At 57.8% G+C, this 23,470-nt stretch carries 25 protein-coding genes and 1 pseudogene; 13 read left to right on the forward strand and 13 right to left on the reverse strand.

All coding sequences use genetic code 11. From position 1 onward, the window contains the following. Positions 1-76: 76 nt before the first annotated feature. Both RSQ48_RS14460 and RSQ48_RS14465 read left to right on the forward strand, forming a co-directional pair. Positions 77-712: pseudogene (locus RSQ48_RS14460) on the forward strand (DNA-3-methyladenine glycosylase family protein); the annotation flags it as partial. Positions 713-847: 135 nt separating this feature from the next. After that, positions 848-1,327 (forward strand): methylated-DNA--[protein]-cysteine S-methyltransferase, encoded by a 480-nt coding sequence (locus tag RSQ48_RS14465; RefSeq protein WP_407927751.1) that lies wholly within the window; start codon positions 848-850, stop codon positions 1,325-1,327. A gap of 53 nt (positions 1,328-1,380) precedes the next feature. Here RSQ48_RS14465 and RSQ48_RS14470 read toward each other — a convergent pair whose 3' ends face one another. The 8 genes from RSQ48_RS14470 to RSQ48_RS14505 all read right to left on the reverse strand — a co-directional run bounded on the left by RSQ48_RS14470 (position 1,381) and on the right by RSQ48_RS14505 (position 8,080). Continuing rightward, on the reverse strand, positions 1,381-1,872 hold the full coding sequence (locus RSQ48_RS14470) for a glycine zipper 2TM domain-containing protein (RefSeq protein WP_003801873.1): 492 nt from the start codon (positions 1,870-1,872) through the stop codon (positions 1,381-1,383). A gap of 57 nt (positions 1,873-1,929) precedes the next feature. Continuing rightward, positions 1,930-2,871 carry a carbohydrate kinase family protein gene (locus tag RSQ48_RS14475; protein ID WP_415301933.1) on the reverse strand — a complete coding sequence of 314 codons (942 nt, stop codon included), beginning with the start codon at positions 2,869-2,871 and terminating at the stop codon, positions 1,930-1,932. A gap of 8 nt (positions 2,872-2,879) precedes the next feature. Beyond that, positions 2,880-4,058 carry a zinc-ribbon and DUF3426 domain-containing protein gene (locus RSQ48_RS14480; protein ID WP_080584978.1) on the reverse strand — a complete coding sequence of 393 codons (1,179 nt, stop codon included), beginning with the start codon at positions 4,056-4,058 and terminating at the stop codon, positions 2,880-2,882. A gap of 24 nt (positions 4,059-4,082) precedes the next feature. Then, the gene (gene prmA / locus RSQ48_RS14485) at positions 4,083-5,003 is read right to left on the reverse strand and encodes a 50S ribosomal protein L11 methyltransferase (RefSeq protein WP_003801876.1); all 921 of its coding nucleotides are present in this window, start codon (positions 5,001-5,003) and stop codon (positions 4,083-4,085) included. A 96-nt stretch (positions 5,004-5,099) separates the two neighbouring features. Then, positions 5,100-6,449: an acetyl-CoA carboxylase biotin carboxylase subunit gene (accC, locus tag RSQ48_RS14490; protein WP_003801877.1), complete on the reverse strand. Its 1,350-nt coding sequence runs from the start codon at positions 6,447-6,449 to the stop codon at positions 5,100-5,102. Positions 6,450-6,453: 4 nt separating this feature from the next. After that, positions 6,454-6,900 (reverse strand): acetyl-CoA carboxylase biotin carboxyl carrier protein, encoded by a 447-nt coding sequence (accB, locus tag RSQ48_RS14495; protein ID WP_003801878.1) that lies wholly within the window; start codon positions 6,898-6,900, stop codon positions 6,454-6,456. Positions 6,901-6,986: 86 nt separating this feature from the next. After that, complete coding sequence (gene aroQ, locus RSQ48_RS14500; RefSeq protein ID WP_003801879.1) at positions 6,987-7,421, reverse strand: type II 3-dehydroquinate dehydratase; 435 nt, start codon at positions 7,419-7,421, stop codon at positions 6,987-6,989. A gap of 161 nt (positions 7,422-7,582) precedes the next feature. After that, positions 7,583-8,080: a TlpA family protein disulfide reductase gene (locus tag RSQ48_RS14505; RefSeq protein WP_003801880.1), complete on the reverse strand. Its 498-nt coding sequence runs from the start codon at positions 8,078-8,080 to the stop codon at positions 7,583-7,585. A gap of 108 nt (positions 8,081-8,188) precedes the next feature. Here RSQ48_RS14505 and mpl point away from each other — a divergent pair, with 108 nt between their 5' ends. The 8 genes from mpl to RSQ48_RS14545 all read left to right on the forward strand — a co-directional run bounded on the left by mpl (position 8,189) and on the right by RSQ48_RS14545 (position 16,708). Beyond that, positions 8,189-9,553: a UDP-N-acetylmuramate:L-alanyl-gamma-D-glutamyl-meso-diaminopimelate ligase gene (gene mpl / locus RSQ48_RS14510; RefSeq protein ID WP_003801881.1), complete on the forward strand. Its 1,365-nt coding sequence runs from the start codon at positions 8,189-8,191 to the stop codon at positions 9,551-9,553. A 28-nt stretch (positions 9,554-9,581) separates the two neighbouring features. Further along, the gene (locus RSQ48_RS14515; RefSeq protein ID WP_003801882.1) at positions 9,582-10,169 is read left to right on the forward strand and encodes a YqiA/YcfP family alpha/beta fold hydrolase; all 588 of its coding nucleotides are present in this window, start codon (positions 9,582-9,584) and stop codon (positions 10,167-10,169) included. A 41-nt stretch (positions 10,170-10,210) separates the two neighbouring features. After that, positions 10,211-12,100 carry a ribonuclease catalytic domain-containing protein gene (locus RSQ48_RS14520; RefSeq protein WP_003801883.1) on the forward strand — a complete coding sequence of 630 codons (1,890 nt, stop codon included), beginning with the start codon at positions 10,211-10,213 and terminating at the stop codon, positions 12,098-12,100. Positions 12,101-12,105: 5 nt separating this feature from the next. After that, the gene (locus RSQ48_RS14525) at positions 12,106-12,975 is read left to right on the forward strand and encodes an energy transducer TonB (protein WP_415301934.1); all 870 of its coding nucleotides are present in this window, start codon (positions 12,106-12,108) and stop codon (positions 12,973-12,975) included. Between the two features lie 106 nt (positions 12,976-13,081). Further along, positions 13,082-13,933, forward strand: coding sequence for a shikimate dehydrogenase (gene aroE, locus RSQ48_RS14530; protein ID WP_003801885.1), 852 nt, complete (start codon positions 13,082-13,084; stop codon positions 13,931-13,933). A gap of 1 nt (position 13,934) precedes the next feature. Beyond that, positions 13,935-14,654 (forward strand): monofunctional biosynthetic peptidoglycan transglycosylase, encoded by a 720-nt coding sequence (gene mtgA, locus RSQ48_RS14535; RefSeq protein WP_059318253.1) that lies wholly within the window; start codon positions 13,935-13,937, stop codon positions 14,652-14,654. A gap of 53 nt (positions 14,655-14,707) precedes the next feature. Further along, complete coding sequence (gene lptG / locus RSQ48_RS14540; protein WP_059318252.1) at positions 14,708-15,868, forward strand: LPS export ABC transporter permease LptG; 1,161 nt, start codon at positions 14,708-14,710, stop codon at positions 15,866-15,868. Between the two features lie 3 nt (positions 15,869-15,871). Further along, complete coding sequence (locus tag RSQ48_RS14545; protein WP_003801888.1) at positions 15,872-16,708, forward strand: symmetrical bis(5'-nucleosyl)-tetraphosphatase; 837 nt, start codon at positions 15,872-15,874, stop codon at positions 16,706-16,708. Here RSQ48_RS14545 and RSQ48_RS14550 read toward each other — a convergent pair. From RSQ48_RS14550 to RSQ48_RS14565, 4 genes are all read right to left on the reverse strand, one after another. Beyond that, positions 16,705-17,478: a lysophospholipid acyltransferase family protein gene (locus RSQ48_RS14550; protein WP_240209269.1), complete on the reverse strand. Its 774-nt coding sequence runs from the start codon at positions 17,476-17,478 to the stop codon at positions 16,705-16,707. The two genes, RSQ48_RS14545 and RSQ48_RS14550, sit on opposite strands and share 4 nt — an antisense overlap. Positions 17,479-17,501: 23 nt before the next feature. Further along, entirely contained in the window at positions 17,502-17,933 is a 432-nt protein-coding gene (gene ruvX, locus RSQ48_RS14555; protein ID WP_219235123.1) for a Holliday junction resolvase RuvX, read from the reverse strand. After that, complete coding sequence (locus RSQ48_RS14560; protein ID WP_003801891.1) at positions 17,926-18,447, reverse strand: YqgE/AlgH family protein; 522 nt, start codon at positions 18,445-18,447, stop codon at positions 17,926-17,928. Before RSQ48_RS14560 ends, ruvX begins: the two co-directional genes overlap by 8 nt. A gap of 112 nt (positions 18,448-18,559) precedes the next feature. Continuing rightward, positions 18,560-18,724: a rubredoxin gene (locus tag RSQ48_RS14565; RefSeq protein ID WP_003801892.1), complete on the reverse strand. Its 165-nt coding sequence runs from the start codon at positions 18,722-18,724 to the stop codon at positions 18,560-18,562. 141 nt (positions 18,725-18,865) lie between these two features. On the opposite strand from RSQ48_RS14565, the gene RSQ48_RS14570 reads away from it, so the two are divergent. From RSQ48_RS14570 to hemL, 3 genes are read left to right on the forward strand one after another with little or no spacing between them, the layout of a single operon-like run. Continuing rightward, positions 18,866-19,675 (forward strand): bifunctional hydroxymethylpyrimidine kinase/phosphomethylpyrimidine kinase, encoded by an 810-nt coding sequence (locus RSQ48_RS14570; RefSeq protein WP_003801893.1) that lies wholly within the window; start codon positions 18,866-18,868, stop codon positions 19,673-19,675. Beyond that, positions 19,668-20,354 (forward strand): thiamine phosphate synthase, encoded by a 687-nt coding sequence (thiE, locus tag RSQ48_RS14575; RefSeq protein WP_003801894.1) that lies wholly within the window; start codon positions 19,668-19,670, stop codon positions 20,352-20,354. The genes RSQ48_RS14570 and thiE overlap by 8 nt, the downstream gene beginning before the upstream one ends. A 43-nt stretch (positions 20,355-20,397) precedes the next feature. Next, entirely contained in the window at positions 20,398-21,681 is a 1,284-nt protein-coding gene (gene hemL, locus RSQ48_RS14580) for a glutamate-1-semialdehyde 2,1-aminomutase (RefSeq protein WP_059318251.1), read from the forward strand. A gap of 52 nt (positions 21,682-21,733) precedes the next feature. Here the strand turns inward: hemL and RSQ48_RS14585 are convergent, their stop codons facing one another. Next, positions 21,734-23,383, reverse strand: a complete 1,650-nt coding sequence (locus tag RSQ48_RS14585; RefSeq protein ID WP_059318250.1) for an AMP-binding protein — start codon at positions 23,381-23,383, stop codon at positions 21,734-21,736. Positions 23,384-23,470: the final 87 nt, after the last annotated feature.

Here is a 23,470-nt window from a genome sequence, read left to right on the forward strand (position 1 = left end):
CAAGAGCAAGAATCAGGGTGCCTGCCCCCAAGGTGGACCTTATACTGGTCTTACCTTCAATCAGCCGAGCACTGGCATGACTCGCCTTTTACCGAACCCGGACTTGGACGGCCGCTATCGCAAGGCCGAAAAATTTCTGGCCGCACTGGACCCTGACTGGCAGGCACTGATTGCCCATGTCGGCCCCTGTGTTCACCAGCCACGCCCAGAACGCGACCCTTACGAGGCACTTATCCGCTCTGTGGTCTATCAGCAGTTGCATACCCGTGCAGCTGAACGCATTTTGCAGCGTCTGCTTGATCTCTATCCCCACGGCCATTGCCCAGATCCAGAGGAAGTGCTGGCCACACCGTATGAGACGCTGCGGGCTTGCGGCTTGTCCGGCGCCAAGGCCACCAGCATCATGGGGCTGGCACAAGCGCGGTTGGATGGCCTCATTCCCGATCAGGCACGTGCCGTGCAGATGTCCGAGAAAGAACTCATCGAACGGCTGACCACCTTGCGTGGCATCGGACGCTGGACGGTTGAAATGATGATGATGTATACGCTGGAGCGTGAGGACATCCTGCCTGCAGATGACTTCGGAGTGCGTGAAGGCTACCGCAATCTGAAGCGTCTGGACAAAGCCCCCTCGCCCCGCGCTCTGCGTGAGATTGCCCAAGCCTGGGCCCCGTATCGAAGCGTGGCCTCCTGGTACTTGTGGCGCATGCCCAAGCGAGCAGCCGCTACTGCTTTTTCACAAAGCGACGAACACGTTTATATCCCGGCGGACAAGCCGGCCATTACACGGCGTCGCTCAGGCCCAAGCGGGCCGATTCATTTTGGCATCACCGCGTGCAGCCTGGGTATGTTGCTGGTCGCCAGGAGCGAACGCGGGATTTGCGCAATTTCTTTGGGTGATGACGCCGCAGTCATGCTCCAACAACTGCAGAATCAGTTCAAAGCAGCCACGCTGATTCAAGCAGAGGTGCAGCTCCAGCAAGAACTGGCCTACCTACAAACCTTGGTAGACGAGCCGGATCAGGAAATGAACCTGCCTCTGGACATTCAAGGCACCGCTTTTCAACAACAAGTCTGGACATTGCTGCGCGAGATACCCCTGGGCCAGACCATGAGCTATACCGACATTGCCGTCCGGTTGGGCATGCCAAACGGAGCCCGGGCAGTCGCTCAAGCCTGTGCCAGCAACCTATTGGCCGTTGCCATTCCCTGCCATCGTGTTCTGCGACAAAGCGGGAGTCTGGCAGGATACCGCTGGGGCCTGGAGCGCAAGAAAATCCTGCTTGAGCGTGAGCGCCGCCAGGCCAGCCAGCACAGACAGGCATAAAAAAACCCGGCCATGAACCGGGTTCTTTATCACGTGAAGCCACGGGGCACCACTTACATGGGCACCACACGCGTAGGACCATTACCGCTGAGCATGCGTACACGCTGGCCGACGGACAACGGTACATCGGCTTCCTGAGCCACGACACGAGTCTCACCGTTGTCCAGCTGCACCGTAATCTCCAAACCCTGGGTCTTACCCATACGGTTCTCTACGGCATTACCAACCAGGCCACCCAAAATAGCGCCACCGATACTGGCCAGAATACTGCCGCGCCCGCCACCGATACTGCTGGCTGCCACGCCACCCAAGGCGGCTCCCCCAACCGTACCCACGCCCGAGTTCTGGTCTTCCTGAATGGTGACGGCTCGTACCGACACCACCGTACCTAAACGCACGATCTGTTCGCGCTGAGCCTGACCGTAGCTGTACACCGAGCTGGAAGCCGATTTATTGGCACAACCGGCCAGCAGGAACACGGGCGCCGCCAGGCTCGCCACTACCAGCAGACGTACTTTGGGTCGATCGAAAAAAGAAACGTACATACGGTTTACTCCAAAAAACGTGGCTGGCCGAATCATAGAAAACGGCTGAGTGCTCTCTTACAGACTACGTTCGATACCATAGTGCTGTTTTAGCATGGCCGAGATATCAGATCGTTTAAATTCATGATTTTGCGGACCATCAGCTTGAATTTTAATACTGCCCATCAAGTTGCCCAAGCTGCAGGCCTCTTGCCAGCTCCACCCTTTTGTAAGTCCATATAACAGGCCGGCGCGATGCGCGTCGCCGCAACCGGTGGGATCAACCAGATTTTCCACGGGGACTGGAGCAATGTGATAAGTCTGGCCTTGATGATAAAGCGTGCTGCCATGCTCGCCACGCGTCACCACGGCCGCTTGCAAGCCTTGTGCGATCTCGGCCATGCTCTTGGAGGTGCGCTGCTCAATCACTTCGGCCTCATACTCGTTAGCCGTAAGAACTTGACACAGTTCAAGCATTTCATGCAGGTCTTCACCCGCAAACAAGGGCATGGCCTGACCCAGGTCGAAGATAAAGGGGGTGCCCTGCGCATGCAAACGGCGCGCATGGGCGAACATGCCATCTTTGGAATCTGGCGCCACAATACCCCAGGCCGCTTCCTGGCCCGACAGGTCAATCTGGGCCGAGCTCACCATCGCGCCGGGATGAAAAGAAGTAATCTGGCTGGCGGCCAGGTCGGTGGTGATGAAGCACTGAGGGGTGAACATGTCTGGCATCACCCGGACCATGCTGGTGTCAATCTCCAGATCCTGGAGACGCTGTACGTAGTCCACGCCATCACTACCGACTGCCCCTACCGGCACAGGCTGGCCACCCAGCATATTCAAGGTGTAGGAAATATTACCTGCGCAGCCGCCCCACTCTTTACGCAGGCTGGGCACAAAAAAAGACACGCTCAGGGTCTTGATGCTGTCGGGCAAGATGTGATCTTTGAAGTACCCCTCGAAAACCGCGATCGTATCGAACGCGATCGAACCACATACCAGCACTCGCTCGGTCATAAATTACCTTATGGAAAAAAAGGGCTAATCTGGTAGCCATTAACTTGTAGCTGCCCGGTGTTCAAAGGCAGGCGCACCATGAGCTCACTGCGCGCTGCAAAAGCAGGCTCACGTCGCTCGGGAGCCAGATACTGGTCGGGCGTGATATTGCGCCGTGCGATCAGAGCTCCGGAAAAATCTTTCAAATCAAGAACCAGCGTGGGCCACTCCTGGGGACGCTCAAAGTCGTTACGCAGCGTAAAGCCCAAGGTGGATTGACCAGGCTGGCTGGGCGCCTTATGCAAAGCCGAAGCCTGCACCCGGATCTGATCCAGGCGGCGCTCATAGGGAACCTGGCAGGACAACGTCTCACAGGCACGCTCGAACACGGGACGCAACAGGGGCACCTGGCTCACAATCTGCACACGGTAGACATACATCAACTGCGCGACAAACAGCAGCGCACCCAATACGCACAAACTGGTCCAGAACAGAGCGCTCACACGCTGACCCAGGCTGGCCTCACCTTCATAGCGCGTCTCACGCTGCAAGGCAGGGTTAGGCTCAATAAGCCAGTCCTGCTGCACATGGTCGCTATCATGCGTGCCATCAGCCTGACGGGAGGGAAATGAAGCTCGCAACGTGCTGGCGCGATCACCAACACTGAATTGGGGTTCTGCACCTGTCCAGGAAGCCTGACCGATATGATGCCCACGCTCTTGCTCAGGGGTCAGATCAGCAGACACAAAAAATGCTGCTTCCCCGTCATCGCGCGGCGTACGCCCTGCTCTGGCACGAGCACGAATCACGGCAGGGTCAGCCGGTGTAACGGGCGCCTGCGCGAGAATGGAGTCCGGAAATTTACGGACCTGCAAAGACTCATGGGCACTGCCTTCATCGCGGGGTGGGGCGTGACGGGAGTGCTCAACAAAGCGCGGTCCCGGGATGGGAGCCTGCAAATCGACCGCCTGCACCTGTTCGCGCCGGGCCGACACCGTCGGCTCAGGCGCCAGACGCGGCTCGATCGGTTCCATCACAGGGGGAGAAACATAGGTAGGCTCAGGGGCTTGCTCATCAATGACTTCTTCAAAGCCATCGAAGATATGCGCACATTGAATACAGCGTATATAGCCCCGGCGGCGCTGCAGCACTTCCACACTAGCTGCAAATGAGGTCCCGCAACGGGGGCAGCGAGTCTTTAGCTCCATAAACTCACCTTAAGTTCTGCCGTCTTACAACGGGCGTTGACCAGCCAAACACACCCAGCCATCCCGTTCCTGCCAGACCGACAAGGGCAGATAGGAGGAGTAGACATCGATCATTTCCTCAGCCTGCCAATTGTAAATACCGGACAAAATCAGATGCCCGCCCGGTTTGACGCGGTTGGCCAGCATAGGTGCCAGCATACGCAGGGGATTGGCCAAAATATTGGCTACAACCAGATCCGTTTGCCCGGCGGGCATCGCGTCGGGCAGCAAGCCCTCCACCTCGACCTGATTGACTTGCGCATTGTAGCGCGTGGCAATCACGGCCTGCTCGTCAATATCCACACCAATCGTATGACCGGCACCCAGCTTGCGGGCGGCAATGGCCAAAATGCCGGAGCCACAACCATAATCCAACACGGTCTGACCTGCCTGCACATGGTGGGCCAGCCAATCCAGACACAAATGTGTGGTTGGATGACTGCCGGTGCCAAAGGCCAGACCGGGGTCCAGTTCAATCCGCACCAGTCCGTCATCACCTTCCTGAGCAGGAGGCAGATCCTCATCATCCTTGTGCCAGCTAGGCACAATCAGGATACGCTCGCCCACGGGAATGGGACCGAACTGGGACTGGGTCAAACGCACCCAATCCTCGTCAGGCACTTCGCGCAGGCTCCACTGGGCCTTGTCGCGATCAAGCACACCCGCCTCAAACAGCGGTTGCAGCAACTCTTCCGGCTCAAGCTCCTCGGGCAGCAACGCCACCACCCAATTGCGATCCCAGGCCAACACATCCGGCTCAATACCCGGCTCACCAAACAAGGGCTTTTCCTGATCGGTATCACCGTCAGCATCTTCCACCGACACCGACAAGGCGCCCGCTTCCAGCAGGGCATCGGACAAACGTTCAGCTTCGTGTTCCTGGCAGCTCAGTAAGAGTTCACGCATACATAGTTTCCATAAAGCAAAACAGGGGGCTTGCCCCTGTTTTACATAATCATCATTCTTGTCAGGTCAGGCCATCGGCCCGACCCGTTGCTGCCCTTATTTGCTACGTTGGGACAGCTTTTGTTCCAGGTAATGAATACTGGTGCCACCTGCCTTGAAGTTGGCGTCCTGCATCAATTCCCGGTGCAGTTCCACGTTCGTCTTGATCCCTTCCACCACCATTTCGGACAAGGCAATGTCCATACGGGCGATGGCCTGCTCACGTGTCTTGCCATAGGTAATCAGCTTGGCAATCATGGAGTCGTAATAGGGAGGCACGGTGTAACCGGTAAAGACGTGTGAGTCGATACGCACGCCAGGGCCACCGGGCGTGTGCCACTTGGTAATCAAACCAGGGCTTGGGACGAAATTGAACGGGTCTTCTGCATTGATACGGCACTCGATCGAGTGACCCACGAATTCGATGTCACGCTGGCGCAATACAAATTTCTCGCCTGCAGCCACCTTGATCTGCTCTTGCACCAGATCAATACCGGTAATCATTTCCGTGATGGTGTGCTCGACCTGAATCCGGGTGTTCATCTCGATAAAGAAGAACTCACCGTTTTCATACAGGAATTCAAACGTGCCCGCGCCACGATAACGCATACGGCGACAAGCGTCGGCACAGCGCTCACCGATACGTTCGATCAGGCGACGCGGAATGCCCGGTGCGGGCGCCTCTTCAATCACTTTCTGGTGACGGCGCTGCATGGAGCAATCGCGCTCACCCAGCCAGATGGCGTTGCGGTCGCCATCGGCCAACACCTGAATTTCGATGTGGCGTGGATTCTCGAGGTACTTTTCCATGTAGACCTCGGGATTGTTGAACGCCGCCGCTGCTTCAGTTTTCGTCGTAGCAACAGCTGTCAACAGGGCCGCTTCGGTGTAGACCACGCGCATGCCGCGACCACCACCACCGCCCGAGGCCTTGATGATGACGGGATAACCCACTTCGCGAGCAATGCGCACGATTTCTGCCGGATCGTCAGGCAAGGCACCGTCCGAGCCGGGAACCACGGGCACACCGGCCTCGATCATGGCTTTCTTGGCCATGACCTTATCGCCCATTGTGCGAATGTTCTCGGGACGAGGGCCGATAAAGACAAAACCGCTCTTTTCGACACGATCAGCGAAGTCCGCATTCTCAGCCATAAAGCCGTAGCCAGGGTGAATGGCTTCCGCATCGGTGACTTCCGCCGCCGAGATGATGGCAGGCATGCTCAGGTAGCTGTCACGGGCCTGGGCTGGGCCAATGCATACGGCCTCGTCAGCCAGACGCACGTATTTGGCACCACGATCTGCTTCAGAATAAACGACGACTGTCTTGATACCCATCTCGCGGCAGGCGCGCTGGATACGCAAGGCAATTTCGCCCCGATTGGCGATTAGGATTTTTTCAAACATATCATCAACCGATGATGAACAAGGTCTGACCGTATTCCACCGGCCCGCCGTTTTCAACCAGGATTTCCTTGATCACGCCGGACTTGTCGGCTTCGATCTCGTTGAGCAGCTTCATGGCCTCGATAATGCACAGGGGCTCGCCTTCCTTGACGGTCTGGCCCACTTCCACAAACGGAGCGGCGCCCGGGCTGGGGGCACGATAGAAGGTACCGACCATCGGAGCCTTGACGGCGTGGCCTTCGGGAGCTGCGGGAGCAGCCGGGGCGGCAGGAGCACCGGCGGGCGCCACCACCTGGGCTACAGGAGCCTCAGGGGCGTACACCACGGGAGCGGCCGAGCTTTGCGAAAATTTAACAATGCGAACCTTGTCATCACCTTCGGTGATTTCCAGCTCAGCAATGCCAGACTCGGCGACCAGATCGATCAGGGTTTTGAGTTTTCTAAGATCCATGCGTACTTCCCGCAACGCCGCACTAGCCACTGACTGGGACAGGACGGCATTAAAAAAATATTGGTCAAAAAAACGAAACGAACCGCCTAACTATTCAAAGCGAACCGCAAAGCGGCCTCATAGCCGTACGCCCCTAAACCCACAATGACACCGCAAGCGGTGTCAGAAAGATAGGAGTGGTGGCGGAACGGCTCACGACGGTGAACATTGGACAGATGAACTTCAATAAACGGAATACCGACACCGGCTAGCGCATCCCGTATCGCCACGCTGGTATGGGTATAGGCCCCAGCATTGATCAGGATGAAATCGACACCCTGGTCACGAGCTTGATGAATTCGATCAACGAGCCCGCCTTCGTGGTTACTTTGAAAAAAATGACACTGCGCGCCATGCTGATCGGCCAGCACCCGTAAACCACTGTTGATATCTTCGAGAGTCTGGTGTCCGTAGACATCGGGTTCTCGTGTTCCCAGCAGGTTGAGGTTGGGCCCGTTAAGGACCAGGACATGTTTCGCCATAGCGGATTTTTCGTCAAGACAGACCGCCTTTTTACGCTAAATAACGTCATTTGTCCATAAACCTGCTTGGCTTACAAACAGTTAGGATTGGTTCCATCCCGTTTGGGGCAGGCTGCCCACAGAGCGGAAATTTAACGAAATTAAGCGAAAAAGTCGGCCAGTTAGCGTTGAGCCTTAATAACTTCGTCCAACTTTTCGGGATCTATCTGACCCAAAATCCGTTCGCTGATCCGACCATTGCTGCCAAACACGACCGTAAAGGGCAGGCCGCCCTTTTTATTGCCCACGCTGCGCATCTGTTTCAGACCCGCCGAACCCGCCAGCAAAATATCGTAGCTGACCGGAACGCGTTCCAGAAACTCCGTGACGTTATCGAGCGAGTCCACCGCGATGCCGACAAAGTGCACGTCGGGATAGCGTTCGTGCAGGGCTTGCAGGTCAGGCATTTCCTTGACGCAGGGCGCGCACCAGGTTGCCCAGAAATTCACGACCAGCGGCTTGCCGCTGTAGGCGGACAGCGCACGATCCTCGCCCTGAAGATCTTTGAAGCTTTGCGCCAGAAACGGGTCGGAAGGCAGCAAACTGGCCCATGGGGCAGGATGCAGGGCCAAAAGGCTTGCACACACCAGCGACTGCCGCAGAAAAAGACGCCTACGCATACCGGCTTACACCTGAAAAAATATCATTCAGGGATGATAGCACCGGCCCTCACCAAAGCTCACGCATCAGATCAAACAGTCGTCTAGAATACAGGCCGGAGGATTGTCATGCATATACACATACTAGGAATTTGCGGCACATTCATGGGTGGTCTGGCCCTGATTGCCCGTTCGGCTGGCCATACGGTCACAGGTTGCGACGCCGGGGTTTACCCGCCCATGAGCACCCAACTGGAAGAGCAAGGCATTGCACTGATCGAGGGCTTTGGCGCAGAGCAAACCGAACTGTGTCCTGATCTCTATATAGTGGGTAATGTGGTCACCCGCGGCAATCCCCTGATGGAGGCCATTTTGGATCAGGGCCTGCCTTACACGTCCGGTCCGCAATGGCTGGGCGAGAACATCCTGCACCAGCAGCACGTATTGGCCGTGGCAGGCACACACGGCAAGACTTCCACCAGCTCCATGCTGGCTTGGATTCTGGAGCAGGCCGATCTGTCGCCTAATTTCCTGATCGGTGGCGTGGCCCCTGGTCTGGGCGTCTCGGCGCGCTTCAATCCTGGACAATCCTTGTTTGTGATCGAGGCCGACGAGTACGACACCGCATTTTTCGACAAACGCTCCAAGTTTGTTCACTATCGCCCCCGCACAGCCGTTCTGAACAATCTGGAATACGACCATGCCGATATCTTCCCGGATCTGCATGCCATCCAGACCCAGTTTCACCACCTGGTGCGCACCATTCCTTCCACTGGGTTGATTGTCCGTCCCACCCACACCCCCAGCCTGGATGAAACCCTGGCACGTGGTTGCTGGACGCCGGTCGAGCAGTTCGGCCCTGAAGGAGACTGGGACAGCAAAGCGCTGAGTCCCACTTCCTTTGAAGTAAGTTTCAAGGGCCAGCCCCAGGGCATCGTCCACTGGACCTTGACAGGCGAGCACAATCGTCTGAACGCTCTGGCCGCTATTGCTGCCGCCCACCATGTGGGCGTACAGCCTGAGCGGGCTTGTCAGGCATTGAGCCAATTTGCCGGTATCAAGCGTCGCATGGAAGTACGGGGTGTCGTCAAAGACATTACGGTCTACGACGATTTTGCTCACCACCCCACAGCCATTGCCACCACCCTCGCCGGCCTGCGCAGTCAAACCGGTCAATCAAGCCGGATTCTGGCGGTGCTCGAACCGCGCTCCAACACCATGAAGCTGGGCGCCATGGCGGCCCGCCTGCCAGGCTCGCTGGAAGAGGCAGATCTGGTATTTTGCTACGGCGAGACCCAAGGCAAGCACGCGCTGGGCTGGGATGCGGCCAAGGTCCTGGCCCCTTTAGGGGATCGTGCCACAGCGTGGAATGATTTGGATAAAATGGTTCAGGCTATTGTTCAAGCCAGCCAGCCCGGCGATGCCATTGTTGTGATGAGTAACGGCAGCTTTGGCGGCATTCATCAGCGCCTGCTGGATCAACTGTCACGCTGACCCTCTTATCTATATAGCAGGTGCTCCCATGATTCTCTATCTTCACGGCTTTCGTTCCTCGCCTTCGTCCTATAAAGCGCAGCGCCTGAAACAAGCCTTGCAGGACAGAGACATGCTGCACCTGTGGCGCTGCCCGCAATTGCCCGCCAGCCCGGCCCAGGCCATTGCCATGTGTAAACGCATTGTGGATACCGAACTGCAGGCAGGCATGAGCACGGATCAATTATGTGTGATCGGCTCCTCGCTAGGCGGTTACTATGCCAGTCACCTGGCGCAGCACTATCACAGCCGCGCGGTACTGCTCAACCCAGTGGTCTACGCAGGACGGGATCTGGCCACCCAGGTGGGCGAACATGTCTGTTATCACTCGCCCGACCCTTTTCATTTCCTGCCCGACTATGTCGATGAGCTCAACGACATTCATGTCCCACGCCCAAGCGATCCCCAGCGTTTTTATCTGCTGGCCGCCAAAGGCGATGAAGTTCTTAACTGGCGCGAAATGGCGGATTGGTACAAAGGCAGTCAAGGGCAGATTCTGGAAGGCGGCGATCACGGTCTGACCGACTTCGACCCCTGGATCGACGATATTTTGCGCTTTGCCCTGCAACAACCTTAAATCTATTTACCGGATGGCCAGCACCATCCAGATGGAAAATCATGTACGTCCTTTTTGAAGACAGCGGTAATTTCAAAGCAGAAAAAATATTTTCTGACAGCGATACCACCATGCAGGTGGAATCCGCGTCTGGCAAGCGCAGCAAAATCAAGAAAAACAGCGTTCTGTTTACATTCGATCAGCCAGCCCCTGCAGAGCTGCTGGAAAAAGCCCAGGCCCTGGCCGACTCGCTGGATATCAATTTCTTGTGGGAATGCGCACCGCAGGACGAATTTGAGGCGGCCGAACTGGCCCAGGAGTATTTTGGCCACCCTCCCAGCGCCATCGAAAAAACCGGCACCATTTTTGCTCTGCACAGCGCACCGGCCTACTTCCATCGTCGGGGCAAGGGACTGTATCGCCCCGCTCCCCCGGAAATCCTGCAAGCCGCTTTGGCCGCCATTGAAAAGAAGCGTCTGCAGCAAGAACAGATTCAAACCTGGGCCGAGCAGATGATCAAGGGCGAGTTGCCACCCGAAGTGGCAGCCAAAGCGGGGACCTTCCTGACCCAGCCGGACAAAAACACGCTGGAGTGGAAAGCCTTCGATCAAGCCCAGAAGGAACTGGGTGTCAGCACCGAGAAACTGCTACTCTCGCTGGGCGCCTGGTCCAACCCCCTGACCTTGCATCAGCATCGCTTTTTAACCGCTCATTTCCCCAAAGGCACCGGCTTTCCGGCAATCTGCCTGCAAAACTGGGGCCAGGACCTGCCCGAAGCGGATGTCATTGCGTACTCCGTGGACGATGCCAATACGATTGAGATTGACGACGCCTTGTCGGTCCAGCATCCCGAGCCGGGCCGACTGCGAGTGGGTGTCCACATTGCCGTACCGTCTTTGGCGATGAGCCGTGGCAATGAAATCGACCAGATCGCCCGCAATCGCATGGCAACGGTTTACACGCCAGGCTACAAGATTCCCATGCTGCCGCCTGAGCTGATCGCGCATTTCTCACTGGACCAGGGTCAAACACGCCCTGCCTTGTCCCTGTATGTGGATGCCGACATCAGCACAGGTGAAATCCTGTCCCACCAGACCCGCCTGGAACGCATCACCGTGGCGGGCAACCTGCGCCAGCATGAACTGGACCCGCTGATCAGCGAAGCGGCCCTGGCCGACGAAAACGCCGAGCTGCCTTATGCGCAGTGGCTGCGTCCGCTGTGGAATTTCTCCCGCCAACTGTCGGCCCAGCGCGAGGCAGTACGGGGCAAACCGGAAAACAACAACCGGGTGGAATACAGCTTTGAACTGGAAGGCCCGCACGATGACCCGAATTCCATCATCCGGCTGGTGCCGCGTGTGCGCAATGCTCCGCTCAGCCTGCTGGTGGCCGAATACATGATCCTGGCCAATCAGCTCTGGGGTGGCCTGCTGGCCGAACATAATGTGCCCGGTATCTATCGTTCCCAGCAATTCATGCGCACGCGCATGTCCACCACGCCCGGCCCGCACGAGTCCATTGGTGTACCGCAATACATCTGGTCCACCTCGCCGCTGCGCCGCTATGTGGACCTGATTAATCAAGGACAAATCCTGGCGGCCGCCCAGCATGGCATCTCGGCACGTCTGGCAGCCCCTTTCCAGCCCAAGGATGCAGACCTGTATGCCATTATTGGCGCCTTTGAATCGCAATACACCCAGTGGGCGGATTACCAGTCCTCTCTGGAGCGTTTCTGGTGCCTGCGCTGGTTGCAGCAAAACGACATCAAGCAAGTTCAGGCCAGCTTCATCAAGGAGGATCTGGTGCGCTTGACTAACGCCCCTCTGGTTCTACACGTTCCTGGCCTGCCGGCGCTGGAGCGAGGTCAGGAGGTGACCCTGGATCTGCTGTCGTTTGACGAACTGGCCTTGACCGTAGAGGCCCGTTTGCGCTCGGTCGCGACGGCCGACTGACAGCCATGAGCAAGCTTGAGCGCCTCAACCTGCCCAAAGATTATTTGTGGCTGGCGATCGCTCTTTCCGCCCTCATTCATCTCGTGCTGATTTTCTGGCCTGCCCGGCCACCCGCCCCGGCTGCCGACTCCCGTCTGGACGTGGCTCTGGTCAATTTCAGCACCGACTCCGTGCCTTTGAGTCCCCAGTTGCTGGCGCAGCTCAATCTGGATGGCGGCGGGGATCACCTGCAAGGTCAGGCCAGCAATCCTTTGCCGCTGAGCGACCCCAATCTGCCCAATCGACTGGTCCTTGAAGCCTTGCGGGCCCGTCAGCAAAGTCTGGAAGCCGAGCAGCAACGTCTGCTGGGCGAACTGGAGAGCCGCGATAAGGCTCCGCCCTCGACACCTCGTACGGAGTATATCGGCGCATCACTGGAGCCCGGTCCAGATGATCAGGATCTGGAGCCGCAACGTCACAACAGTCAGTTGGCCATGCTGCGCGAGCAGATTCGGGAGCAGCAGCGCCAGCCGCGTTATCACTATGTCGGGCCCAGTGCCAAGGCCAGTGAACAAGCGCGCTACCTGGACCAGTGGCGAGAGAAGATCGAACAAACCGGCACACGCCACTACCCGCGGCAAGACGGAATACAGCTCTACGGCCAGCTCCAAATGACCGTGTATATACGGCGAGATGGCAGCCTGCTGCGCGCTCAGATTACTCAGCCTTCCGAACAGCCCGCCCTGAATCTGGCGGCACGACGTATTGTGGAGCTGGCCGCCCCCTTTGCGCCCTTGCCCGAACAACTGGCCCCGAACGCAGATGTGCTTGTGATTACCCGCAGTTGGCACTTCACCCGTGACGGACTCAATATGCAGGGTGGGGATGGGCAGTAAGGCTGTATTGCCCATGGCAAACAGAAGCGAAGCCAGACCCTGGGGTAAAATACGTGGTTTCAGCCTTGGTGCTGACACCTGACAACACGACAAGCATCGCTTAACCATGCCCGACACGACTTCTGTCCAGCGCTACGGCGTTATTGGTCACCCCATCGAGCACAGCCGCTCCCCACAAATCCATGCCCAATTTGCCAGCCAGTTCAATCTGGCCCTGAGCTATGAGAGGATTTTGGCCCCCCTCGATGGTTTCGCCTCCACCGTAGAGCAGTTCTTCAAAACGGGCAGTGGCCTGAACGTGACTTTGCCGTTCAAGGAACAAGCCTACGAACTGGTGGGCCCACGCCTGAGCCGCCGGGCCCGCATGGCAGGGGCCGTCAATACGCTATGGCTGGAGGACGGGCAACTGCATGGATGCAATACCGACGGCGTGGGTTTGTGTTCGGATCTTCTGCGTGTTGGCCACAACCCGGAGGGCAAGCGCATCTTGCTGATCGGTGCGGGCGGCGCCTCACGTGGGGTCGTGTTTCCCTTGCTGGAGGCCGGCTGCGAGCTGCTGCACATCATCAATCGCACCAGTGCCAAAGCCTATGAAATCCGCGAGCAGGTAGTGGCTCTGGACCCGGATGCCTCGCGCCGCCTGAGTGCAGGCGGGCTGGACGACCACTGCGGTGACTGGGATATCGTCATCAATGCCACCTCGGCCAGTCTCAATCAGAATCTGCCCGACCTGCCCGATGCCCGCTACCGCAGCCACTCGCTGGCCTACGATATGTTTTATGCCAGCGAGCCCACCGCCTTTATGCGGGCCGCCCAGCAGGCAGGCGCCACACAGAGCAGAGATGGTCTGGGCATGCTGGTGGGCCAAGCTGCCGCCAGCTTTCAGATCTGGCATGGCTTGCAAGCCGATGTCGAACCCGTGCTGGCCGCCTTGCGCCAGGACCTGGGACAAATCTGACGTGCGTCGCCTCCTGGTCCATCCCTGGAAACTGGCCGGCCTGGCCGTATTAACCCTGGCCGCCGCCGTTCTGCTCTATCAGATTGCCCTGTTTGTGATGGTGCTCTGGTATAGCGTGGTGCCCCCACGGATGACCTCCTTCATGGCGGCAGAGCAAGGTCAGTTGCGCAGCTCCGATGCCGATGCAAAACTGCGCTACCAATGGGTGCCTTACGACAAGATCAGCGCCAACCTGAAGCGCGCGGTCATCGCCTCCGAAGACTCGAACTTCCTGAATCACTCGGGGGTTGAATGGGATGCCATTCGTAAAGCGTGGGAATACAACCGACGCCAATCAGAAAAAGGCTCGACCCGTCGGCGCGGGGGCTCAACCATCTCCCAGCAATTGGCCAAAAATCTGTTTCTGTCAGAGTCGCGCAGTTATTTGCGCAAAGGACAGGAACTGATTCTGACCTATATGATTGAAACCGTCATGAGCAAGGAGCGTATTCTGGAGCTGTATCTGAACGTGGCTCAGTGGGGTGAAGGCGTATTTGGAGCCCAGGCGGCGGCGCGCCACTATTTCAAGACTGATGCCGCCACCCTTAGCGCCATGCAGGCCGCCCGGCTGGCAGGCATGCTCCCCAACCCAGCCTATTATGACAAAAACCGTAACAGCGCCTATTTGCAGTCGCGCACTCGCACCATCAGTCAACGCATGCGTCAAGTCGCTATTCCCTGACTGCAATCCGCATTTTTGTTAAGCTAGCCACGTCTTTCCTGGGCCCTATTTTCATGCGCACCGCTCGCCGCTATCTTGCTTCCGAAATCTATCGCTCCAGCGCCGTGGTGCTGCTTGCACTGCTGGGCCTGTTCACCTTTTTCGCCCTGATCGAAGAACTGGACAAAGTCGGCTCCAAATTCACCCTGGCCAATCTGTTCTACATCCAGGCGCTGGAATTGCCGACTCGTTTGTACGACCTGCTGCCCATTGGCTTGCTCATTGGCGCCACCCTGGCCCTGGCCAGCCTTGCCCAACGCAATGAGCTGGTGATTCTGCGCGCCTCGGGGGTCAGCGGCCTGCATATGATGATGATGCTCTGGACCATTACCTTGCCGCTGGTGGCCGGTGCTTTTGTCCTGTCCGAGTATGTCACGCCCATGGCCGAGATCAAATCCAGCGAGCAAGGCATGGCCTTGCTGGGACGGTCGGGTAGCGGACGGCTGGAAAGCGGCTATTGGTTCAAAGAGAACAATCCTCAAGGTGGAGTGCGCATCATCAACATTGCCAACCTGCAAGGCGACGGCAAAGTAAGTGATGTCAGCGTGTTCGACTTCTCGGACGGACAACGCTTAAACGCCATGATGCAGGCACCGAGCGGGCAATTTCATAAAAACCAGCTGGACTTGCAAGACGTCACCGAAACGCATGTCAGCGAGCAGTCACACACCGTCCTGAGCCAGGACAAAGCCCCTGAGCAAGCGCTGGTGAAAATTGAAAAGCGCCCCACCCTGACGCTGACCACTACGCTGACCCCGGACCGACTGATCGCGCGCGTCGTCACGCCCGAACGCATGTCCATTCTGGATTTGAAGGACTATATTGGTTATCTGGACGCCAACAAACTGCAAACCAAACGTCAGGTTGTAGCGCTGTGGCGCAAAGTTGCCTATCCGTTCACCTTGCTGGTCATGATTACCATTGCCGCACCCATCGGCTTTATGCAGACACGCCATGGCGGTGTGGGCACCAAGGTCTTTACCGGCATTTTACTGGGCGTGGGCTTTTTCATGATCAACCAGCTTGCCTTGAACGTGGCCATGCTCAGCAATCTGGCACCCTGGGTCACCGCTCTGGTACCGAATCTGATCGCCATGGCGCTGGCCTTGAGCGCTCTTATCCTGATGGAAAACCGGCACAACCGGCGACGTCGCAAACCCAGTGCAACACATTAAACCATGTCTTTAGCTACTTCCCCTGCCATCTGGGCAATTGGTGATGTTCAGGGCTGCTGCCGCCCCCTGGACAGCTTGCTCGGCCATCCGGATGTGGCCGCTGACAGCCAGGCCACTTTCTGGTTTGCTGGCGATCTGGTCAACCGTGGCCCCGACTCTCTGGGTGCTCTGCGCCTGATTCGCTCCCTGGGGGAGCGCGCTGTTTGCGTGCTGGGTAACCATGACATTCACTGCCTGGCGGTTGCCGCCGGGGTACGTAAATCCAGCAAGCAAGATACGCTGCAGGACTTGCTGGCTGCGCCCGACGCCCAGGAGCTACTGGACTGGTTGCGCCATCAGCCCCTGGCCCATTACGAACACGGGCATTTGATGGTTCATGCAGGGGTTCATCCAGCCTGGAGTCCCGAGCAGACACTGGAATATGCACAGGAGCTGGAAACATTGTTGCGTGCCGATGACTGGCAGCACACGATCATCGAACTGTTTGGCAACAAACCGGATCGCTGGGAAGCAGGGCTCAAAGGCTACGACCGGCTACGCGCCATTGTCAGCACCCTGACCCGCATGCGCATGTGCGACGCAGCCGGACACATGGATTTCAAGCACAAAGGCGCCCCCGATGCCGAATCAGGCTTGCTGCCCTGGTATGAGTTACCGCAACGTGCCTGCGCTCAGGTGCCCATCATTTTTGGTCATTGGTCTACGCTGGGCTTGTTGAACACCCCTACGCTCATCAGCCTGGATACCGGTTGCGTCTGGGGCCGACAACTCAGTGCAGTCCGCCTGCAAGACCGGCACCTGGTTCAGATTCACTGCCCGGAAAGCAAAAAACCCGGTTAACGCGCTGGGCCGGTGTCAGCAGCCGACTCGTGACAAACCACTGCGCGTATCCGCTCGCGGGCCTGATGGGCCGTTTGTGAGCGCCCCCATTGCGTGCAGGAGAGCGCGGGCATCACATCCAGAAAGTGGCAGTGCACAGACACATGGCGAGCACTGAGCAGGACCCAGATGTTGCCTACCAGGGACTGCTCGCCCACAAAGGCAAAACGCTCACTGCGCCGTCCCTGATGCTCAAACACCAGCGCCACAGGCTGAATATCCACATTCAGGCTGATCGCTGTCTCAAACAAGCTGGCATGAAACGGTCGCACCTCCCACCCCGTGGAGGTGGTGCCTTCGGGAAACAGGCCTACCGCGTCGCCCCGTTCGAAACAAACCGCCATTTGCTGGCTAACAATCTGAATGGCCCGACGTTGGCCACGTTCAATGAACACCGTTCCCGCGCCAGCAACCAGCCAACCGATCACGGGCCAGCGACGGATATCACTTTTTGCAATGAAGGAAGTGCAGCGCACGCTGTTGAGCACAAAAATGTCCAACCATGAAATATGGTTGGACACATAAAGCACGGAGCGATCCTGAACCGCCTGACCATGCAGGATGACGCGCACACCACAAATAGTCATCAACAGGCGGGACATGCGTAGCACCATCAGACGGCGTCCGCCGGAGCGCAAGACGGGAAAAAGCAGGCCAACACTGAACAGGCCGACCACAATCCACACGATCAGAGCGACAGCACGCCAACTAAAACGAAATAAACTAATCAAAAGGCTGCAACCTTGTAGAGAGCTCAAGCCGCAGGCAGGCTATCCAGATATCGCTGCAGGATCACGCACGCTGCCATGGCATCATCATCGTCATTATTGCCCAGCAATTCTTGAGCCTCCATGCTGGAGCCCCGCTCATCGACCAGGTCTACCGCAACGCCATAACGACCGTGCAACTGGTTGGCAAAACGTCGACACCGCAGCGAAGCATACTGTTCGCCACCGTCCAGGGTCAAAGGCAAGCCGACCACAACCCGATCGGGCTGCCATTCCTTGAGTAAAGCCTCAATAGCCGCAAAGCGCTGCTCCCGTGTAACGGGCCGCAAAATCGTATAAGGCCGGGCCTGACGCGTCAAGGTATTGCCCAATGCAACGCCAATTTTTTTCAGGCCATAGTCAAAAGCCAGCAAGGTCTGTGCCGAGCTGGCCGTTGATGGTGTGTCGTGTTCAGGCATGGCCTGCCGCACCTGTCAGAGTAAAAGGACTGATTCCCAACAGGGCCAGGGCGCGATCATACCGCTCCCCAACAGGCGTGGAAAACAAGATTTCATGAGTCGCCTTGATGCTCAGCCAGGCATTATCGGCCATCTCGCTTTCCAGCTGACCGGCGCCCCATCCGGCATAACCCAGGGTCACCAGCATGTGGACCGGTCCCTTTCCCTGTGCCACATCCTGCAAGACATCGCGGGATGTGGTCAGGGTCAGATCGCCCACCCCCAGGCTGGAGGTATAGGTTTTATCCGAGTCATGCAGCACAAAGCCGCGATCCGTCTGTACCGGCCCACCGAAGTACACCGAGGTTCCGGCCAGATCGGCGCGTTTATCCACATCAACCTCGATGCGCGACAACAGCTCAACCAGACTCAGATCTGTTGGTCGATTGATGACCAGGCCCAAAGCACCTTGTTCATTATGTTCACAGACATAAATCACCGTGTCGGCCAAGCTGCCCGATACCACACCGGGCATGGCAAGTAACAGGTGGTGCGTAAGATTAGCGCTTTCTTGGATTAGCGGGGACTGGCTAGTGGCACTCATACACACCTCCCGTCAAAACAAACCACCTTGGAACCTGAAATGATCACACCTGGATCATTTCGAAGTCTTCCTTACGAGCGCCGCATTCGGGACAGACCCAGTTTGGAGGGACATCTTCCCAACGTGTGCCCGGTGCAATGCCTTCTTCAGGCAAACCCGTTTCTTCATCATAAATCCAGCCGCAAATCAGGCACATCCACGTACGCATAGTATTCCTACTGTATTTGTAAACATAGTCCGATCCGCGTGCAAATCGGGGCAATCCATTAAAATGGGGTTCATATTACTAAATTACTCAACCCGTGACATCCAGAGCCTTGTCTGGCCCTGCCGGTGTATCCAAGATAAGATGGCTGCTGAAATCAAAAATTCAAGTCCTGCCCTGGCGCTCGTGCTGGCCCCTTATGATCCCAGTGGCGGCGCCCATCTGCCGGCAGATGCTCTCACTGGTGCCCGTCTGGGCTGCCATATCGTCAGTGTGCCCACCGCCTTGCTGGTACGCGACAGCGCGCAGCAGGAAAACATCCAGACGCTGGCCGAGGACATCGCCGATGACCAGGCACGTTGCCTGCTGGAAGACATGAACATTCAGGCCATCAAGTGCGGCCCCGTTTACAGTCCTGAAATCGCCAGCATGGTTGCCGAGCTGTGTTCCGACTACCCGGAGCTGCCTTTGGTCCTGCACCTGAGCGCCATGCCCACTGGCCTGGACGAGCTGGACGCGGACGACGCCCTGGACGCCAGTTTACGCCTGCTTTTACCACTGAGCTCCTTATTGTTGATCGACCACCCCAGCCTGGAGCGCTGGCAGGCCGACGAGCTGTTGGGCGACACGCCCGACGCCGTGGAAACCTTGCTGAACAATGGGGCCAATGCCGTGCTGGTGACGGGCGTACCGGGCACAGCCGGGCAATGGCACACCCGTTTCCAGGGTCATCATGGCCGTCTGGATTACAGCATGCCGCTCGATGGTGGCGTGCGTCAGCAGGATATCGACAGTTTGCTGGCTACAGCCTGCCTGAGCTTTCTGGCCCAGGGTCATGAGCTGGATAACGCGGTAGAATCAGCCTTGTTGCACCTGCAGGAACGTGCCGGTGACACTTTTCAGCCCGGTATGGGCCACCGCCTGTTCAACCCTGTTGCTCCCCAAAATGACTGACGCCACCTCCCTGCGCTTTCCTGCCGGTCTTTACGGCATTACTCCCGAATGGGACGACACAGCCCGCCTGCTGAACGCAGTGCGCGCCGCTCACGAGGGTGGTTTGCAGGTCTTGCAGTTTCGCCGCAAAAACGGCCCGGAACCCATCCGCCAGCAACAACTCAAAGAGTTGGTCAAGCTGTGCCTGTCTTTGGATCTGCCGCTCTTGGTCAACGATCACTGGAGTTGGGCGCAAGAGTTTGATGTGCAAGGCGCACACCTGGGCAAAAGCGATGGCGACCTGAGGCAGGCACGCCAGGCTCTGGGACCGCAAGCCCTGCTGGGACGCTCGTGCTACAACAGTCTGGACCTGGCGCGCCAGGCTCTGGCTGACGATGCAGACTACATCGCCTTTGGTGCCATGTATCCGTCCAGCGTCAAACCCGAAGCGCCCCCGGCAGAACTGGATACCTTGCGACAAGCACGACAGCTTTGCCAAGAACAAGAACACGAGGGACGGCGTGCCGCCATTGTGGCCATCGGCGGCATCACACCCGAGAAAATGCCCGAACTGCTGCAAGCAGGCGTCGATAGCGTTGCCGTTATCAGCAGCCTGTTTGAGACCAGCGATATACGCGCTACGGCGCAACGCTTTACCGACTACTTTCACGCCCAGGCCCCCTCGCGCTTTATGCGCTGATCTTTTGCCTGGCCCCGACCTTTTATCTCTGGATTTTTGCCTCATGTCCCGTAATTCCGAACTTTTTGAACGTGCCTGCAAAGTCATCCCCGGCGGCGTCAACTCGCCCGTCCGCGCCTTCGGTTCTGTGGGTGGCACACCTTGTTTTATCGAACGCGCCCAAGGCCCTTACATCTGGGATGCAGACGGCCAGCGATACACGGACTACGTGGGTTCCTGGGGCCCGGCCATTCTGGGCCACTCCGATCCGGACGTGATCAAAGCGGTACAGGACGCTGCCGTACACGGCCTGTCCTATGGGGCGCCCACCGAAGGCGAAGTGGTTCTGGCCGAAACGCTGACCAAGATGCTGCCATCCATCGAGCAGGTTCGTCTGGTCAGCTCGGGCACCGAGGCCACCATGAGCGCCATTCGTCTGGCCCGTGGCTTTACCGGCCGCAACACCATCATCAAATTCGAAGGCTGCTACCATGGCCACGCCGACAGCCTGCTGGTCAAAGCCGGCTCCGGCTTGCTGACCTTTGGCAACCCCACCTCCGCCGGCGTGCCGGCCGAGTTTGTCGGTCACACCCTGGTTCTGGACTACAACGATCTGGACGCCGTGCGCGATGCCTTCAAACAGAAAGGCAGCGAAATCGCCTGCGTTATCGTTGAGCCCTTTGCCGGCAATATGAACCTGGTCCGCCCAGCCCCCGGTTTCCTGGAAGGCTTGCGCGAGCTATGTACCGAGTATGGCGCCGTGCTGATTTTTGACGAGGTCATGACAGGCTTTCGCGTGGGCCCGCAAGGCGTACAAGGCCTGACCGGCATTCGTCCTGACCTGACCACACTGGCTAAAGTGATTGGTGGTGGCATGCCCGTAGGCGCTTTTGGTGGTCGCCGCGACATCATGCAATGCGTGGCTCCCGTCGGTGGCGTTTACCAGGCAGGCACCCTATCCGGTAACCCTGTTGCTGTCGCTGCGGGGCTGGCAACCTTGAAGAAACTGGCTCAACCCGGTTTCTATGACACCCTCACAGCCAACACAGCCAACCTGATCCAGGGCCTGAAGACCGCAGCACAAGAAGCAGGCGTTCCTTTTACGGCAGACCATCAGGGCGGCCTGTTCGGCATCTACTTCAGCGAAAACGTTCCTACGTCCCTGGCCGAGGTCTCGGCTGGCGACATCGAACGCTTCAAGCAGTTCTTCCACGCCATGCTGGACAAGGGGGTGTACTTTGCCCCCTCAGCCTTTGAAGCCGGTTTTGTGTCGGTGCAGCATACCGCCGATATTACCGACGCGACGGTGCAAGCCGCCCGTGAGGTCTTTGCCTCCTTCAAGAACTAGTACGCCGGATGCAAAAAAGCGGGCCTGAGCCCGCTTTTTTTTCCTGAAAGAATCAATGCTGTGCCATTTGGCGCAGCACAAATCGCTGCAACTTCCCTGTCTCGGTCCGAGGCAAAGAAGTCACAAACTCAATCGCGCGTGGGTACTTGTAAGGCGCGGCATTCTCTTTCACAAAATCCTGCAGCTTCTTTTTCAAGTCATCGCTGGGCGTAAAGCCAGGCTTGAGCACGATGAAAGCCTGCACGATCTGGCCCCGTTCTTCATCCGCGGCGCCTACCACTCCACACTCTGCCACCGCCTCATGTTTGAGCAAGGTGCCCTCCACCTCCGGGCCGGCAATGTTGTAGCCCGAAGAAACAATCATGTCGTCGTTACGGGCCTGATAGTAAAGGTAGCCGTCCTCGTCCATCTTGAAGGTATCACCCGGGAAGTTCCAGCCGCCCTGGACAAACTGCTTCTGACGTTCGTCGTTCAAATACTTGCAACCGGTGGGGCCTTTGACCGCCAGACGTCCCACCGTGCCCACCGGCACCGGATTCAGATCATCATCCAGAATCGTGGCGACATACCCAGGCACCACCTGACCAATGGCACCGGGGCGCACTTTCTCGGGCGGGCTGGATACGTACACGTGAATCATCTCCGTGCCGCCTATGCCATCGGTCATCTCAATGCCGCTGGCCTGCTTCCAGAGCTGGCGGGTTGCATCGGGCAACGCTTCTCCTGCCGATACGGTGGCCCGCAAACTGGCCAGAGAATAACGATCCACCAAACCGGCCATCTGACGATAAAAAGTAGGCGCCGTAAAGCTCATGGTCACCTTAAAGCGGTCAATCATGCCCAGCAGGTCCGAAGGTGTCAGTCGCTCCAGCAAGACGGTAGAGGCCCCCACCCGCAGTGGAAAGCAAAGCAGACCACCCAGACCAAAGGTAAAAGCCAAAGGCGGAGTACCACACACCACGTCATCCGGTGTCAAACGCAATACATGGCGGGAAAAGGTATCGCACATCGCCAGCACATCACGATGAAAATGCATGCAGCCCTTGGGCTGACCGGTCGTGCCGCTGGTGAACGCAATCAGGCACACATCATCAGCCGCCGTATCGCACGCCGTGAAATCCTCAGGTTTGTCAGCCAACAAGGCCTCCAGACCCTGGGCGCTCTCATCGTTAAAGCACAGCAGTTGCTTCAGGACAGGGGTGTAGGAATCATGAGCGGCATCCATGCAATGCTCCAACTCCTGACGCAGACGCTCATCGCACAGAGCGGCATGAATCTGGGCCTTGTCCAAAATGGTCTTGAGCTCCACCGCACGCAGCAAAGGCATGGTGGGGACGGTAACCAGACCCGCCTTGATACTGGCCAGCCAGCAGGCCGCCATCATGGGGTTGTTGGGACCGCGCAGCAATACCCGGTTGCCGGGCACCAGCTTCATGTCCTCAAGCAGAACATGCGCAATACGATTGGTCAGCACGTCCAGCTCTTTGTAGGTCAGACTGCGATTTTCCTCGCCCTGAGCCCACTGTATGGCCACGCGGTCACCATGCCCTGCTGCGACCTGCTCCCCCAACAGCGCCACGGCGCAATTGAAACGAGCGGGGTAGTCCACATCCGGATTTCCCTCCAGCAACATGTCTGGCCACCACTCCATGGGGGGCAGATTGTCGCGTGCAAAGGTATCAAGGTGCGCTGAACGTTCCATCCTTATCTCCTGCGTAGATTACGCCCCACTCAGGCGTAGACCCTGCTGCATCAAAGGCATCGGCCAAAATTGGCAAGGTCTATATTG

The sequence above is a fragment of the Alcaligenes sp. SJTW-7 genome (assembly GCF_047716895.1).
GTDB lineage: Bacteria > Pseudomonadota > Gammaproteobacteria > Burkholderiales > Burkholderiaceae_B > Alcaligenes > Alcaligenes ammonioxydans.